Below are 15,179 nucleotides of genomic sequence, written 5' to 3' on the forward strand. Positions count from 1 at the left end.
ATGACATCAGCTTTCGACACCCGCCGCAGCTTCCTGCGCAGCAGCTCCCTGGCCGGCCTGGCCGGGCTCGCGCTCACCCCGGGCGCGCAAGCCATCGCCGCCGCCGCGCAAGCCGTCGGCAAGGCGGCCGCCGACCCATGGCGCGAAGCCCAGGCCATCGCCCGCCGCCTGGCCATGCCGGTCAGGTTCCGCAAGAAGGACTACCTGGTGACAAGCTTTGGCGCGGAACCGTGCAAGCTGGTCCCGGTGAAAGCCTGGGTCTCTTTCGAAGACCAGGAAACCCTGAACACCCCGGCCCCGGGATCGAAAGACTGCTACCCGGCGATCCGCGACGCGGTCAAGCGCTGCCACCGGGAAGGCGGCGGCCGCGTCGTGATCCCGAAAGGCGACTGGTTCTGCGCCGGCCCCATCGTGCTGCTGTCGAACGTGAACGTGCACCTGCAGGCCGGCGCCCACGTCTACTTCAGCAACGACCCGCGCGACTTCGCCAAATACGGCGACCATGACTGCGGCCAGAACGGCAAGCTGGTCGTGTCCCGGTGGCAGAGCAACGACTGCCTGAACTTCTCGTCCATGGTCTACGCGCACAAGGCGAACAACATCGCCCTCACCGCCGACGACTGGACCGCCATCCTCGACGGCCAGGGCGGCGTGCCGTTCGAAAATTCGAACGATTGCTGGTGGACCTGGAAGGGCAAGAACGCCACCATCAATTCGGTGGCCCAGGACAAGTCGCCGAACTACGTGCCGGGCAAGCTGGCGCAGAACCAGGTGAACCCGCTGAATCCGAAGTCGCTGCTTGACGTGGCGCCGGGCCTGTCCGAGGAAAAGCGCCTGCTGATCCAGGGCGAAGGCGACAAATGGCGCGCCGACGACGCCTATCTGCCGGCGCTGTCCGAAGCCGGCGTGGCTATCGAAAAGCGCGTGTTCGGCCTCGGCCACTACCTGCGCCCGCCGATGATCCACCTGGTCGAATGCACCGGCGTCCTGCTGGAGGGCTACCAGGTCACGCACACGCCGTTCTGGCAGCACCATCCCGTGGCCTGCCGCGATCTCACGATCCGCAGGGTCTACGCCAACAGCCTGGGGCCGAACAGCGACGGCTTCGACCCGGAAGCCTGCGACGGCGTGCTGGTGGAAAGCTGCGAATTCGACACAGGCGACGACTGCATCGCGATCAAGGCCGGCAAGAACCTCGACACCCAATACGGCCCTTCGCAGAACATTGTGATCCAGAAGTGCAGGATGCACAGCGGGCACGGCGCCGTCACCCTCGGCAGCGAGATGGCCGGCGGCATCCAGAAGGTGTATGCGCAGGACCTCGTCTTCGAGAACAGGAACTGGGCGACCAACCCGCTGAACATCGCGATCCGCCTGAAGACCAACATGAACCGCGGCGGCTTCCTGCGCTACTTCTACGTGCGCAACGTCAGCATCCCGAACGGCGTGCAGACCAGTCCCTCGTTCTACGCCACCCTGCCCGGCTCGCCGATCCCGACCCGCACGGTGGCGGCGGCGGCCGGCGGCGTCATCACCTTCGATTGCGACTACACGCCGCGCGCCGACAACGTGCGCATCCGCCCGCCCGAGGTGCACGACGTGCACATCTCGAACGTCCGCGTCGGCAACGTGAAGACGAAGGATGGCAGGCAGGCGTCCAGCTACCAGGCCTTCGTCATCCTGGGCCCGGTGGCTTCGGACTACAACGGCCCGGCGCCGCTCCCCGAAGTGCTGCCGGTGCGCGACGTGAGCATCACCGATTGCGACTTCGGCACGCCGTCGAATGGCGACCAGCCCTGGTACCTGTACAACGTGAAGGGTCTGACGCTGAAGAACGTGACGATCGCCGGGAAGAAGTACCACAGCGCGCTGCAAAGCTGAAACACACCGTTTGCGCCTTGGGCGCCGATTTGTGACGCTGAGTCACAAATCGGCGTTTTTTTATGCGTCTTTCACATCCGCCACCGCCAGCGCCGTCATGTTGACGATACGGCGCACGGTCGCGCTCGGGCTCAGGATGTGCACCGACTTCGCCGCCCCCAGCAGGATCGGCCCTACCGTCACGCCCTTGCCCGACGAGACCTTCAGCACGTTGAACAGGATGTTGGCGGCATCCAGCGAGGGCATCACCAGCAGGTTGGCGCTGCCTTCGAAGTTGGCCTGCCCGTCCGGCAGGTAGACCGCGCGGATGTTCTCGTCCAGCGCGGCGTCGCCGTGCACTTCGCCGATCACGCTGAGCTCCGGCGCCTCGCGCGCCAGGATCTCGCGCGCCTCGCGCACGCGCTGGGCGGACGGGCGCGACGACGAGCCGAAGATCGAATGCGACAGCAGCGCCGCCTTCGGCTCGAGCCCGAACTGGCGCAGCTCGTCGGAGGCCAGCTTCGCGATCGCCGCCAGTTCCTGGGCGCTGGGCTGGTCGTTGACATAGGTGTCGGTGATGAACAGGGTGCCCTTGTCCAGCACCAGCGCGTTCATCGCCGCCATCACCTGCGCGCCCGGCGCGAGACCGCGCTTTGAAAACCCGATATCGCGCTGCACGTGGGCCAAATGGCTGTCGTAGCTGCCCTGCATGCCGCAGATCAGGGCGTCGACCTTGCCCTCGGCCAGCAGCTTCGTGCCGCAGGCAGTCGTGTCATCGCCGCACTCGACCAGGCTATAGTCCGTGCCCGCCTGCATGCGCAGGCCAGCGTCGCGGATCGCCTGCTCGATCTCCGCGCCGCGGCCGATCAGCACCGGCTTCGCCAGGCCCTCGTCGACCACGGTCTGCACCGCGCGCAGCACGCGCGCATCGAAGCCTTCGGCATAAGCGACGCGACGCGGCTTGGCGCGGGCCTTGGCGAACACCGGCCGCATGAAGAAGCTGGTGTGATAGATCATCGCCGCCAGCCGCTCGCGGTAGGCATCCATGCCGGTGATCGGGCGCGCGGCCACGCCGGACTTTTCGGCAGCTGCCGCCACGGCCGGCGCGATCGCCGCCATCAGGCGCGGATCGAAGGGTTTCGGAATGATGTAGTCGGGGCCGAAGCGCAGGTCCTGGCCGGCGTAGGCGGCCGCCACGGCGTCATTGGCCTCGGCCTGGGTCAGCTCCGCGATCGCGCTGACGCAGGCCAGCTTCATCTCCTCGGTGATGCGGGTGGCGCCGCAATCGAGGGCGCCGCGGAAGATGTAGGGGAAGCACAGCACGTTGTTGACCTGGTTCGGGTAGTCCGAACGGCCGGTGGCGACGATGCAATCGGGCCGCGCGGCCTTCGCCACTTCCGGCCGGATCTCCGGCTCCGGGTTGGCCAGGGCCAGGATCACGGGGCGCTCGGCCATGGTCTTGACCATCTCGCCGGTCAGCACGCCGGCGGTCGAGCAGCCGAGGAAGACGTCGGCGTCCCTGACGATGTCGGCAAGGGTGCGCGCATCGGTATCCTGGGCGAAGCGCGCCTTGTTGGCTTCCATGCTGGCCTCGCGCCCGCGCCAGATCACGCCCTTCGAATCGGTCACGAAGATGTTTTCGCGTTTCACGCCCATGCTCACCATCATGTCGAGGCAGGCGATGGCCGCGGCGCCGGCGCCCGACGCGGCCAGCTTGACGCTGCCGATGTCCTTGCCGACCACTTTCAGCGCGTTCAGCAGCGCCGCGCTGGAGATGATGGCGGTGCCGTGCTGGTCGTCGTGGAAGACCGGGATGTTCATGCGCTCGCTGAGCTTCTTCTCGATGTAGAAGCATTCCGGCGCCTTGATGTCTTCGAGGTTGATGCCGCCCACCGTCGGTTCCAGCATGGCGATGGCGTCGATCAGCTTGTCGGGATCGTTCTCGGCCAGCTCGAGGTCGAACACGTCGACCCCGGCGAATTTCTTGAACAGGCAGCCCTTGCCTTCCATGACGGGCTTGGAGGCCAGCGGCCCGATATTGCCCAGGCCAAGGACGGCGGTGCCGTTCGAGATCACGGCGACCAGGTTGCCGCGCGAGGTGTACTCGGCAGCCATGGCCGGATCGGCGGCGATCTCTTCGCAGGCGTAGGCCACGCCCGGGGAATAGGCCAGCGACAGGTCGCGCTGGTTCGACAGCGGCTTGGTGGCGACGACCTCGATCTTGCCGCGCGTGGGCGAACGGTGGTAGTCGAGGGCGTCGGCGCGCAGCTGCGCGTCCTTGCCCGGTTCCTGGATGCCGCTATCGAGGCTGCTTTCGGTGCTCATTGGTTTCTCCCTTGTCCGGTCGTCCGGGTATGGTCGCAGAAAAGCGCGGGCCGCTGCGCACGGCGCAGGCCGGCGCTCAGAATGCCTCCAGCACGCTGCTCAGGTGGATGACGTTGGGCGCGCCGTCGAAGCAGGGTCCGGCCAGGCGCCGCCATTCCTGGAAATCCTCGCTGCCGCGGAAATGCACGGTATGGTCTTCCAGCGTGTCCCATTGCACCAGCAGGCGGTAGGCGCGCGGATTCTCGATACCGCGCTGGACACGCATGCCGGTACAGCCGCGCGCCCGCCTGAACAGCGGCGCCGCCGCTGCCACCGCGGCCTCGAAGGCCTCTTCCATGCCCGCCTTCACCAGGATTTCCGCACTTTCCAAAACCATTTCTTGCCCCTTCGATGATTGAGTGATCGTTCAATTATGCCTAGTATGCGCTAAGCTTGCTGATCGACCCCAGGGAGCACCCATGAGCACCACGTATCACTTCTACGAACCGCGCGCCGGCCACGGCCTGCCGCACGACCCTTTCAACGCCATCGTCGGTCCGCGCCCGATCGGCTGGATTTCCTCGCACAGCAAAGCGGGCCTCCTCAACCTCGCGCCCTACAGCTTCTTCAACGCCTTCAACTACGTGCCGCCCATCGTCGGCTTCGCCAGCATCGGCTGGAAGGATTCGGTGCGCAACATCGAAGAGACGGGCGAATTCTGCTGGAACCTGGCGACCCGTCCGCTGGCCGAACAGATGAACCAGACCTGCGCCGCGGTGCCGGCCGACACCGACGAGTTCGCGCTGGCCGGCCTGGTGCCGGCGGCCTCGAACATGGTCGGCGTGCCGCGCGTGGCGGAGAGCCCGGTATCCTTCGAATGCCGCCTGAGCCAGCTGATCCAGCTGCAGCGCGCCGACGGCGAACAGGTGCCGACCTGGCTGGTGCTGGGCGAAGTCGTCGGCGTGCACATCGCCCGCGCGCTGCTGAAGGACGGCGTCTACGACACCGCCGCGGCCGAGCCCATCCTGCGTGGCGGCGGCCCGGCCGATTACTTCACGATCGGCCACGAGCAACTTTTCCGGATGTTCCGCCCGAAGTAGGATCGCCAGGTTTTGACAGCGTCCGCATCCAGGCCTAAAGTGGAATCTGCCGTCCCACTTTGGGGGGAACCGACATGTACAAGACCATCGTCGTACACATCGACGGCGGCGCACGCCAGGAAAGCCGGCTGCGCGCGGCCGCCCTGCTCGCCGTCAAGCACGCCGCCCACCTGGTCGGCAGCGGCGCCACCGGCATCTCGTGGATGGACTACAGCCTGCTGACCGGCTCGATGGCGGCGCCGGTGATCGGCGACGATTTCCAGGGCCTGCGCGAGGCCGCCGCCGAACACCTGGAAGCCTTCCGCCGGACCGCCGCCCACCTCGGCGTCGAAGCGCCCGAGACCCGCCTCATCGAAGACGACCCGCGCTACGCCCTGCTGCTGCAGTCGCGCTATGCCGACCTGGTGGTGCTGAGCCAGGACGGCGACAAGGACCCGAACCTGCCGGTGCGCGTGCGCGGCCTGCCCGAGCACGTGGCCCTGCGCGGCGCGCGCCCGGTGCTGGTCGTGCCCGGCGATTACCAGGGCGAGCCGATCCCCGGCGCCGCGGTGGTCGGCTGGGACGGCGGCATGCAGGCGCTGCGCGCGATCACGGCCGCGCTGCCGCTGCTGCAACATGCCGCGACCGTTAAGCTGGTGGTGATCAACCCGGACGCGCTGTCCGAGCTGCACGGCGAGCAGCCGGGCGCCGACATGGCGCTCTGGCTGGCGCGCCACGGCGCCAGCGTCGACGTCGTGGTCGAACGCACCCGCGCCACCACCGGCGATACGCTGTGCAGGCTGGCGCGCGATTGCGGCGCCGGGCTGATGGTGGCGGGCGCCTTCGGCCACAGCCGCTACCGCGAATGGATGCTGGGCGGGACCACGCGCGAGCTGCTCGAGCGGGCGCGGGTGCCGCTGCTGATCGCGCACTGAACCGCCCGACGCGCGCGCCGCCATGATGCCGCACCGCCTGCCCGCCCGGCCGCCGGTCTACACGGCGGCGCTGCGTCATGCGCGCCGCCTGCTGTGCGAGCGCCTCGCGCATGCGGCCGGAGCGCCGGACGAGGGCTTTGCGCATTGCTATATGGAGGTGATGGCCGAGGTCGAGGCCCACCTGCATCACGAGGAAGTGATCCTCGAAGCCTGCCGTGTCAAGCGCCTGCAGGAACGCGTGCACGAGCAGCGCCAGGAAAACGCCGCGATCCTCTCCGCCCTGCACCACACCCTGGCGCAGGTCGAGACCGGCGAGCACGACACGGCGCGCCAGCTGGTGGCGGCCCTGACCGGCATCCTGTCCCTGCACCGGATCAGCGCCGACCTGGCCCTGCCGCACCGCCAGCCCGAACCGGCCGGGCCGCCGCGCATGCGCGGACGGGCGGCGCGCACGCCCCATCCGGCGCCGGCCCGGCCGCCCCGCCGCGCGCGCGCCCTTTTCCTTCCCCACGGAGGTTCCGATGTCGCTGCAGTCCATCCTGGTCCACGCCGACCTGTCGCGCCACGCGCCGGCGCGCATCCACGCGGCCGCCCTGCTGGCGCACGAACACGGCGCCCATCTCACCGGCGCGGCCATGATGGGCGTCTCGCGCGCGATCTTCCCGAACGGCTACCATCAGCGCCCGCGCACGCTCAGCGCGGCCTGCTTCGATCCGCTGGCGGAAAATGCGCGCCAGGCCTTGCAGCGCTTCGAAGCCATCGCCAGCGAGCGCGGCGTGCCCCACGACACGCGGCTGGTGGCGGACGAAGTCGACGACGGACTGGCCCTGCTGTCGCGCTTCGCCGACCTGGTCGTGCTCAGCCAGGACGATCCGGACGAGTCCCTGTCGGACCACGTGCTGCGCATGCCGGACTACGTGATCCTCAACAGCCCGCGGCCGGTGCTGGTGATTCCGCATGGCGTCGACGCGCCCGCCGCGGGCTTCGCCCGCCGCGTGCTGCTGGCCTGGGACGGCAGCCGCGAAGCCGCCGCCGCCATGGCCGCCTCGGTGCCGCTGCTGCGCCGCGCGGAAACGGTGACGGCGGCGATGCTGTCGGGCCCCATCCTGACGGTGGCCGATTGCGAGGCCCAGCAGGACGAGCTGCTCGGCTTCCTCGGGCGGCACCGGGTGCGGGCCGGGGTGCTGGTCCGCGAACATGCGGGCGACACCGGCCGTGCACTACTGGACATGGCCGACGAGTTGAACGTCGACCTGCTGGTGATGGGCTGCTACGGCCACAGCCGCCTGCGCGAGCTGTGCCTGGGCGGTGCCAGCCGCACGGTGCTGGCCGAGGCGCGGATCCCGGCCCTGCTCGCGCATTGATCAGGTCTCGCGCCGCCGCCAGATCCAGGCGTACATCAGCGCATTCATCGCAAGCACGCCGATGCCCAGGCCGATCTGCAGCTCACGCGTCAGGCCGGGCGGATAGATCAGCGGCAGCAGGTAATGGTCGATGAAGCCGCCTTCGTAGCCCGCCTCCCCGGCCAGCCGCCGGAAAGTCAGTTCCGCCCAGGTCAGGGGGCAGACCGCGCCGCTGGCCTCGATCAGGAAACCCCAGCCCGCCGCCGCCAGGTGTAGCGGCAGCCAGCGGCGCCGGCGCGCCACCAGCAGAGCGCCGAATACGACAAACAGAATGAAGCCGAGATGCAGCAGTGAAACCGCGTCGGCCAGCAGGCGGTAAGGCATGAGCGCATGCTACAGCAGGCGCTTGGCCCAGCTCAAGCGCTGGCCATTCGTGCGCGCCCTGGAGTGGCGTACAGTGCTGTCTTCCCGAACCAGACGAGACGAAATCGACATGATCGCAAGCAAAGGAACGCCCTTCGGCGACTGGGGCGCCATGGTCCTGAAGCAGATGGACCACAGCCGCCAGGCGCGCGGGCAGATGATGGAGCGCGCAGGCTACGGCCCGCGCCCGACCCCGTCCACCGTCCTGCACCGCGAGCCGGGCTTGAAGCTGCGCCGCTACGGCCCGCGGGCCGCCGAAGGGCCGTCCGTGCTGCTGGTGCCGGCGCCCATCAAGCGCGCCTATATCTGGGACCTGGCGCCCGAAGTCAGCGTGGTGCGGCGCTGGGTCGAGCACGGCTACCGGGTTTATATGGCGGAATGGGAGCCGCTGGGCGAACACAGCCAGGGACAGGACTTCGGCCTGGCCGACTATGCCGGCCGCCTGCTCGGCGCCTGCCGCCAGGCCATCGGCGAGGACGGGGCCGGCGGCAAGCCGGTCATCGCCGGCCACTCGCTGGGCGGCGTGCTGGCGGCCATCCACAGCTGCCTCCATCCGGGCGAACTGCGCGCCACCATCCTGCTGGAGTCGCCGCTGCACTTCCAGCCGGGCTCCTGCTGCTTCAACGGACTGGTCAAGGTCACGCCGGACGCCCGCCAACTGGCCGAGCGCTTCGGCCATGTGCCGGGCGCCTTCCTCAACACCATGAGCGCCATGGCCGAGCCGATCGCCTTCCAGTGGGAACGCTGGACGGACCGCTGGCTCTCGCTGGCCGACCCGCAGGCCCTCGCCACCCACATGCAGGTGGAGCGCTGGACCCACGACGAATTCGCGCTGCCGGCGCGGCTGTTCGGCGACATCGTCGAATCGCTGTACCGCCGGGACCAGTTCATGCAGGGCGAACTGGACATCGGTGGGCAGCGCATCGGTCCGCAGTCCCTGCGCACGCCGCTGCTCGGCGTGATCGACCCGCGCAGCAAGCTGATCCCACCGGCGGCCGTGCTGTCCTTCCACGAGGCGGCAGCGAGCCCGCGCAAGCAGGTGCTGCATTACGGGGGCGACGTCGGCGTCAACCTGCAGCATGTGGGCGTGCTGGTGGGGCGCAGCGCCCATGCGCGGATCTGGCCGGCAATCTTCGACTGGCTGGACGGCGTGCGGGACTAGTCAGAGCGGCCGCAGGAAGAGACCGACCGTCAGCGTAGCACCGATACAGACGATGGCCACGCGCAGCGCCTTCTCGTTGACCCGGTGCAGGGCCCAGGTGCCGGCCAGGCCGCCGAGGACGGCGCCCACCGCCAGCACCCCGGCCTGCAGCCAGTGCAGCTCCGGCGAGGTGATGAACAGGGCCACCGCCGATGCGTTCATCACACCCGCCAGCACGTTCTTGGTGCCGCCGGCATTGCGCGCCGACAGTCCGGCCATGGTCAGCGCCGCCATCATGAGGATGCCGATGCCGCCGCCGAAATAGCCGCCGTAGACCGCGATCAGGAACTGCGCGGTGCCGGTCACGACCGGGCCGAGGTGGGCCGCCTTTTCCGCGGACGCCTTGCGGAAGAAACTGCCCCAGGTGAAGACGGCGGTGGCGAACAGCACCAGCCAGGGCACCAGGCGCGCGAACACCTTGGGCGAAGTGTGCAGCAGCAGCAGGCCCCCTAGCGCACCGCCGAGCACGCTCAGTATGAACAGGGTGCGGAAGCGCAGCCCGGCCGCCCCGCTCACCAGCTTGCGGCCGGCATAGCCCGAGGTCAGCTGGCCGGGAAACAGCGCCACGGTCGAGGTGATGTTGGCGGCCAGCGGCGACATGCCGGACAGGATCAGCGCCGGCAGGGTGACGAAGGAGCCGCCGCCGGCCAGGGTGTTCTGGATGCCGGCCCAGAGGCCGGCGAGGAAGATCAGCGCGAGCAACATGGCGCGCGGCTCACGCCCGGTCCGCCAGCAGATGCGGCCCGATCTCCGCCACCGACTTCACCCCGGTCAGCACCATGTTCGTCCGCAAATCCTTCTCCATGATCGCCAGCAGGCGTTCGACCCCGGCCTGGCCGTGCGTGGCCAGCGCGTAGATGAAGGCGCGTCCGAGCAGCACGCCGTCGGCGCCCAGCGCCAGCATGCGGAACACGTCGGTGCCGGTACGCACGCCGCCGTCGGCGAAGAGGGTCATCCTGCCCTTGACCTCATTCGCGATCGCCGGCAGCACGCTGGTGGAGGATGGCGCGCCGTCCAGCTGGCGGCCGCCGTGGTTCGAGACGACGATGCCGTCGGCGCCGAAGTCCAGGGCGTCGCGCGCGTCCTCGACGTCGAGGATGCCTTTCAGGATCAGCTGCCCCTTCCACTCGTCGCGGATCCACTGCAGGTCCTGCCAGGAGATGCCGGGGTCGAAGTTGGAACCCAGCCAGCCGATATAGTCTTCGAGGCCGGTGGCGTGGCCGCGGTAGGCCGAAATGTTGCCCAGATCGTGAGGGCGGCCGAACAGGCCGACGTCCCAGGCCCAGCGCGGGTGCATCATCGCCTGCAGCATGCGGCGGCGCGGGCCGGCCGGGCCGCTCATGCCGCTGTGCAGGTCGCGGTAGCGGTTGCCGGGGACCGGCATGTCGACCGTAAAGATCAGGGTGGTGGCGCCCAGCTCGCTGGCGCGTCGCATCACGTCGCGCATGAAGCCGCGGTCCTTCAGCACATACAGCTGGAACCAGATCGGCTTGCCGGCCTTGGCCGCAACCTCGGCCAGCGAACAGACCGAGACCGTCGACTGGATGAAGGGAATGTTCGCCTTGCCGGCGGCCTGCACCGCCTGGACTTCGCCGCGGCGCGCATACATGCCGGCCAGGCCGACCGGCGCCAGCGCGATCGGCAAGGCGTAGTCCTGGCCGAACCAGTGGGTCGCCAGGTCGAGGGATTCGGAGCCGCGCAGCACGCGCTGGCGCAGCTTGACGTTCTGCAGGTCGTCGACGTTGGCGCGCAGGGTCTGCTCGGCGCCGGCGCCGCCGTCGAGGTAGTGGAACAGGAAGGGAGGCAGCTTGCGGCGCGCGGCTTCGCGGAAGTCGGTGGCGGAAGAAATGATCATGAACGGGACGCTGGACGGTAACGGTTGATTATTCTTTTCGTATGGTCCAGTGTACGACGAAACGCGCACGGATGGGCATGCCAACCGCTTTAATCAGCCCAGTGATGCTATAGTCTCCACCCTCTTTTCACCCGACAGTAAAGACATCAAGATGTTCCCGGCAGTTTCCCTCGACGTGGCGGCGGCCCTCAAGACGCTCGTCCTGACCCTCGACCTGGTCGGCACCTTCGTGTTTGCCCTGAGCGGCGCCACCGCCGGCGTCAAGCGCCGGCTGGACATCTTCGGGGTGCTGGTGCTGTCCTTCGTGGCGGCGAATTCCGGCGGCATCGTGCGCGACCTGCTGATCGGGGCGACACCGCCGGCCGCCATCAGCGACTGGCGCTACCTGGTGGTGTCGGTGGCGGCGGGCGTGCTGATCTTCTTCTGGTATCCGAAGGTGCGCCATCTGCGCAACCCGGTGCTGGTGTTCGACGGCGCCGGCCTGGCGCTGTTTTGCGTGGCCGGCGCCCAGAAGGCGCTGGTGTACGGCCTCGCCCCGTGGATGGCAGCCCTGCTCGGCATGCTGACCGGGGTCGGCGGCGGCGTCGCGCGCGACGTCCTGCTGTCACAGGTGCCGGCCGTGCTGCGCGCCGAGGTGTATGCGGTGGCGGCCCTGGCCGGCGCCGGCGTCGTCGTCATTGGCCACGTCCTGGGCCTGCCGTCGGCGCCGATGGCCAGCGCCGGCGCCGTCCTGTGCTTCGCCCTGCGCATGGCGGCAATCCGCTACGACTGGCACCTGCCGGTCGCGCGCGATCCCGAGGAGCAGGAAGCGGAAGCCAGGGATGGAAGATGAGCTCGCTTTGAGCTGAGTCAGGTCCCCTCCTGGATCGTCGGCGCATCCTGAAGGCTTGCGTCAATACCGCGAGGGGCTGACATGAAACCAGGAGCGATTCCCGCTTATCCCGCCAGCATCCGGCGGTCTCCCGTCAACCTCGCTTTCAGCGCCCTGCTGTTTTCCTTCCTCGGCTGGGTCATCCTCGAACGCTGGAGCTTCGGCGCCCGCGCCGGCATCGTCCCGCATCTCGTGATTACCCTGGCCTGCGCACCGGTCCTGGCCTGCTCCCTGCGCCGCTTCCGCGCCGCCTGCCCGCGCCACCTGCGCGCAAGCACGCGGCCGCGCGGCGCACTGCTCGGCGGCGGCCTGGCGCTGGCCATGCTGTTCGCCGCCGGGGCCCTGTTCGGCTTTGCTGTCGGCAGCGGCCTGGTGAGCATGGTGGCGCTGTCCGTGCTGCTGTGCTGCCTCATGCCCTGGACCCGCCTGCGCGCCCACCAGCAGCACCTGTTCCTGTCTTTCCTCGCGGTGGCCGCCGGCGCGCTGCTAGCCGCGAACCTCGTCAACCCCAAAATGAACCTGCTGGTGGCCCTGCCGGCGGCCTGGTGCCTGTGGGCCGCCGCGGCGCTGCTGTGCATCGGCTTGTGCGGCGGCGAGCTGATGAAGAAAAAGGGCGGGTTCTGAGCCCGGCGGTCACGAGCGGGTAAAATCGCGCTTTTGCCGCGAGCCCGCCATGAACACACGACCGCCCCTCCCCGCAGCCACGCCGCCCGTTCCCGACCTGGTCCTCGGCCTCGAAGACCGCCCACGCGCCGCCATCGGCATCCTGGCCGCCCTGCAGCACCTGCTGGCCATCATCGTCCCCATCGTCACACCCGGACTGCTGATCTGCCAGGCGCTGGGCGTCTCCGCGCGCGACACCAACCTGATCGTCTCGATGTCGCTGGTGGTGTCCGGCATTGCCACCTTCGTCCAGTGCCGCCGCTTCGGCCCCTTCGGCGCCGGACTGCTGATCGTGCAGGGCACCAGCTTCAACTTCGTCGGCCCCCTGATCGCCGGCGGCACGCTGATGGTCAAGGGCGGCACGCCGGTCGAAACCGTGATGGCCGCGATCTTCGGCGTGGTGGTGGCCGGCTCTTTCATCGAGATGGGCGTGTCGCGCATCCTGCCTTTCGTGAAGCGCATGATCACGCCGCTGGTCACCGGCATCGTGGTGCTGATGATCGGCCTCACCCTGATCAAGGTCGGCCTGATCAGCATGGGCGGCGGCTTTGCCGCGATGTCGAACGGGACCTTCGCCAACGGCGAGAACCTGCTGCTGTCCGGCGTGGTCCTGGCGATCATCGTGCTGCTGAACCGCGTGCCGGTGGTGTGGATGCGCAGCGGCGCCATCATCATCGCGCTGGCGGTCGGCTACCTGCTGGCCGGTTCGCTGGGACGCCTGGACTTCACGGGCATGCGCCAGGCGGCCTTTTTCCAGGTGCCGCAGCCGCTGCATTTCGGCCTGGGCTTTTCGTGGTCCCTGTTCATTCCGATGATCGTGATCTACCTGGTTACCTCCCTCGAAGCCATCGGCGACGTGACCGCGACCAGCAAGGTCTCGCGCGAGCCGGTCGAGGGCGAGACCTGGATGCGGCGCATCAAGGGCGGGGTGCTGGTCAACGGCGCCAACTCGCTGCTGGCCGGCCTGCTGAACACCTTCCCCAGCTCGATCTTCGCCCAGAATAACGGCGTGATCCAGCTGACCGGCATCGCCAGCCGCCATGTCGGCATGTGGATCGCCCTCTTCCTCGTCGTTCTTGGCCTGTTCCCGGGCGTGGCCGGCGTAATCCAGGCGGTCCCGGAACCGGTGCTCGGCGGCGCGGCGATGGTGATGTTCGGCGCGGTGGCGGCGGCCGGCATCAATATCCTGGCCAGCGTGACCCTGGACCGCCGCGCCCTGCTCATCATCGCGGTGTCGCTGGCGCTGGGCCTGGGCGTGTCGCAGGTGCCGGAATTCCTGGCGCATATCCCGTCGGCGCTGCGCCACGTGCTGGAGTCGGGGGTGGCGACCGGCGGCATCTGCGCGGTGCTGATGAACTGGTTCCTGCCCGCCGTGCACGAGGCCAGCTAGTCGAGACCGAGATGCTGCGGGTGGGTGTAGCAGACGAAATCCCGCCCGCGCGCAAAGGCCAGCAGGGTCATGCCGGCCTGCTCGGCCAGCTCCACCGCCGCCAGGGTCGGCGCCGACATGCCGACCAGCGCCGGCACCCCGGCCATGATGGCCTTCTGCGCCATCTCGTAACTGACCCGGCTGGTGATCAGCAGGAAGCCGTCCGCCGGCTGGCTGCGCGCCCGCGCCATCGCGCCGATCACCTTGTCGAGCGCATTGTGGCGGCCGACGTCTTCACGCACGATCTGCAGCCCGCCGTCCATGCTGCACCAGGCGGCCGCATGGGCGGCGCCGGTCGAGCGCGCGAGGGCCTGCTCGGCGCCGACGGCATCGAGGGCGCGCCGCACCGCCGCCACATGGAAGCCGCGCGCCGGCGCCAGTTCCAGCAGCGGACGCGCCACCTGCTGCAGGCTGTCCACGCCGCACAGGCCGCAGCCGGTGCGCCCGGCCAGCGTGCGGCGCCGCTCCTTCAGGGCCATGAAGGCCGCCGCGGCGATCCGCAGCTGCACGGCGATGCCGTCGCGGCCCGGTTCGACCTCGATGCCGTAGCAATCGCCCGGCCGCGCGATGATGCCTTCGCTGAGCGAAAAGCCGAGCGCGAATTCTTCGAGGTCGGCCGGCGTGGCCATCATCACGGCATGCGAGATGCCGTTGTAGACCAGGGCCACCGGGACCTCGTCGACCACCATGTCCTCGACGGTGGCGAGGACCTCCTTGCGCATGCGCAGGACGTGACGCGCACGCGCGGGCGCCGGCGGTGCGAGCGCCGGGCTATCGGGACTGCCTGAGAAATCGAACTGTGCATGCATGGGCACAAATCTAGCATTCCGGGCATTTTGCCGGCGCGCGCCACCGCCGATACGCCCAAGGCGGGCCAGCGCACGGAAGGCCGTCCTCACGCATGCTACAAGGGACGCCCGGGGCCAGACCCCATGCACGCACAGGAGGGAACATGCTGAAGATCGGGAACATGGATGGCGAGCGGGTCGAGCGCCTCGGCGCCCTGGCCGCGCACGTGGTCGAACATGCGCTGGCCTCCGGGCTGAGCTGGGATGAAGCCATCCTCGGCTTCGGGATCGCGGCGCGCGCGTTGGCCGCGAAAGCAGCCGACAATGGCGCGGGCAGCGTCGATCAGTGTACGGCGCTGGCGGAGCGCCGCCTGAAGTCCGGCATGAACCAGAGCGCGGACGTGCTGCGGGCCTGGCTGCGCTGAGCC

The 15,179-nt window shown here is 69.0% G+C and carries 15 protein-coding genes; 9 read left to right on the forward strand and 6 right to left on the reverse strand.

What is annotated here, in order from left to right; genetic code table 11:
* The gene (locus LQV39_RS21225; RefSeq protein WP_230028782.1) at window positions 1–1,881 is read left to right on the forward strand and encodes a glycoside hydrolase family 28 protein; all 1,881 of its coding nucleotides are present in this window, start codon (window positions 1–3) and stop codon (window positions 1,879–1,881) included.
* Between the two features lie 60 nt (window positions 1,882–1,941).
* Here LQV39_RS21225 and LQV39_RS21230 read toward each other — a convergent pair whose 3' ends face one another.
* Both LQV39_RS21230 and LQV39_RS21235 read right to left on the reverse strand, forming a co-directional pair.
* Window positions 1,942–4,185, reverse strand: a complete 2,244-nt coding sequence (locus LQV39_RS21230; protein ID WP_230028784.1) for an NADP-dependent malic enzyme — start codon at window positions 4,183–4,185, stop codon at window positions 1,942–1,944.
* Window positions 4,186–4,261: 76 nt separating this feature from the next.
* Window positions 4,262–4,561 (reverse strand): antibiotic biosynthesis monooxygenase, encoded by a 300-nt coding sequence (locus LQV39_RS21235; protein ID WP_230028786.1) that lies wholly within the window; start codon window positions 4,559–4,561, stop codon window positions 4,262–4,264.
* Window positions 4,562–4,643: 82 nt separating this feature from the next.
* On the opposite strand from LQV39_RS21235, the gene LQV39_RS21240 reads away from it, so the two are divergent.
* The 3 genes from LQV39_RS21240 to LQV39_RS21250 all read left to right on the forward strand — a co-directional run bounded on the left by LQV39_RS21240 (window position 4,644) and on the right by LQV39_RS21250 (window position 7,542).
* Window positions 4,644–5,264, forward strand: a complete 621-nt coding sequence (locus LQV39_RS21240) for a flavin reductase family protein (protein ID WP_230028788.1) — start codon at window positions 4,644–4,646, stop codon at window positions 5,262–5,264.
* 74 nt (window positions 5,265–5,338) lie between these two features.
* The gene (locus LQV39_RS21245; protein ID WP_230028790.1) at window positions 5,339–6,178 is read left to right on the forward strand and encodes a universal stress protein; all 840 of its coding nucleotides are present in this window, start codon (window positions 5,339–5,341) and stop codon (window positions 6,176–6,178) included.
* A gap of 521 nt (window positions 6,179–6,699) precedes the next feature.
* Complete coding sequence (locus tag LQV39_RS21250; RefSeq protein WP_230028792.1) at window positions 6,700–7,542, forward strand: universal stress protein; 843 nt, start codon at window positions 6,700–6,702, stop codon at window positions 7,540–7,542.
* Here LQV39_RS21250 and LQV39_RS21255 read toward each other — a convergent pair whose 3' ends face one another.
* Window positions 7,543–7,905 carry a DUF2784 domain-containing protein gene (locus LQV39_RS21255; protein ID WP_230028793.1) on the reverse strand — a complete coding sequence of 121 codons (363 nt, stop codon included), beginning with the start codon at window positions 7,903–7,905 and terminating at the stop codon, window positions 7,543–7,545.
* Window positions 7,906–8,014: 109 nt separating this feature from the next.
* Between LQV39_RS21255 and LQV39_RS21260 the strand changes: the two genes are divergently transcribed.
* A complete protein-coding gene (locus LQV39_RS21260) occupies window positions 8,015–9,106 on the forward strand; it encodes an alpha/beta fold hydrolase (RefSeq protein WP_230028795.1) in 1,092 nt (363 codons plus the stop codon).
* Here the strand turns inward: LQV39_RS21260 and LQV39_RS21265 are convergent, their stop codons facing one another.
* Both LQV39_RS21265 and lldD read right to left on the reverse strand, forming a co-directional pair.
* On the reverse strand, window positions 9,107–9,847 hold the full coding sequence (locus LQV39_RS21265; RefSeq protein ID WP_230028929.1) for a sulfite exporter TauE/SafE family protein: 741 nt from the start codon (window positions 9,845–9,847) through the stop codon (window positions 9,107–9,109).
* Window positions 9,848–9,860: 13 nt separating this feature from the next.
* A complete protein-coding gene (lldD, locus tag LQV39_RS21270; protein ID WP_230028797.1) occupies window positions 9,861–11,000 on the reverse strand; it encodes an FMN-dependent L-lactate dehydrogenase LldD in 1,140 nt (379 codons plus the stop codon).
* A gap of 151 nt (window positions 11,001–11,151) precedes the next feature.
* Between lldD and LQV39_RS21275 the strand changes: the two genes are divergently transcribed.
* The 3 genes from LQV39_RS21275 to LQV39_RS21285 all read left to right on the forward strand — a co-directional run bounded on the left by LQV39_RS21275 (window position 11,152) and on the right by LQV39_RS21285 (window position 13,924).
* Complete coding sequence (locus LQV39_RS21275; protein ID WP_230028799.1) at window positions 11,152–11,832, forward strand: trimeric intracellular cation channel family protein; 681 nt, start codon at window positions 11,152–11,154, stop codon at window positions 11,830–11,832.
* Window positions 11,833–11,913: 81 nt separating this feature from the next.
* Complete coding sequence (locus LQV39_RS21280; RefSeq protein ID WP_230028801.1) at window positions 11,914–12,495, forward strand: hypothetical protein; 582 nt, start codon at window positions 11,914–11,916, stop codon at window positions 12,493–12,495.
* A 49-nt stretch (window positions 12,496–12,544) separates the two neighbouring features.
* A complete protein-coding gene (locus LQV39_RS21285; protein ID WP_230028804.1) occupies window positions 12,545–13,924 on the forward strand; it encodes a nucleobase:cation symporter-2 family protein in 1,380 nt (459 codons plus the stop codon).
* On the opposite strand, the gene fdhD is transcribed toward LQV39_RS21285, so the two are convergent.
* The gene (gene fdhD / locus LQV39_RS21290; RefSeq protein ID WP_230028806.1) at window positions 13,921–14,772 is read right to left on the reverse strand and encodes a formate dehydrogenase accessory sulfurtransferase FdhD; all 852 of its coding nucleotides are present in this window, start codon (window positions 14,770–14,772) and stop codon (window positions 13,921–13,923) included. The genes LQV39_RS21285 and fdhD overlap by 4 nt on opposite strands.
* A gap of 143 nt (window positions 14,773–14,915) precedes the next feature.
* Here fdhD and LQV39_RS21295 point away from each other — a divergent pair, with 143 nt between their 5' ends.
* On the forward strand, window positions 14,916–15,176 hold the full coding sequence (locus LQV39_RS21295) for a hypothetical protein (RefSeq protein ID WP_230028808.1): 261 nt from the start codon (window positions 14,916–14,918) through the stop codon (window positions 15,174–15,176).
* The last annotated feature ends 3 nt before the right edge of the window (window positions 15,177–15,179 follow it).

Origin of the sequence: Massilia sp. Bi118 (genome assembly GCF_918697865.1) — a bacterium.
Classification (GTDB): Bacteria; Pseudomonadota; Gammaproteobacteria; order Burkholderiales; family Burkholderiaceae_D; genus Telluria.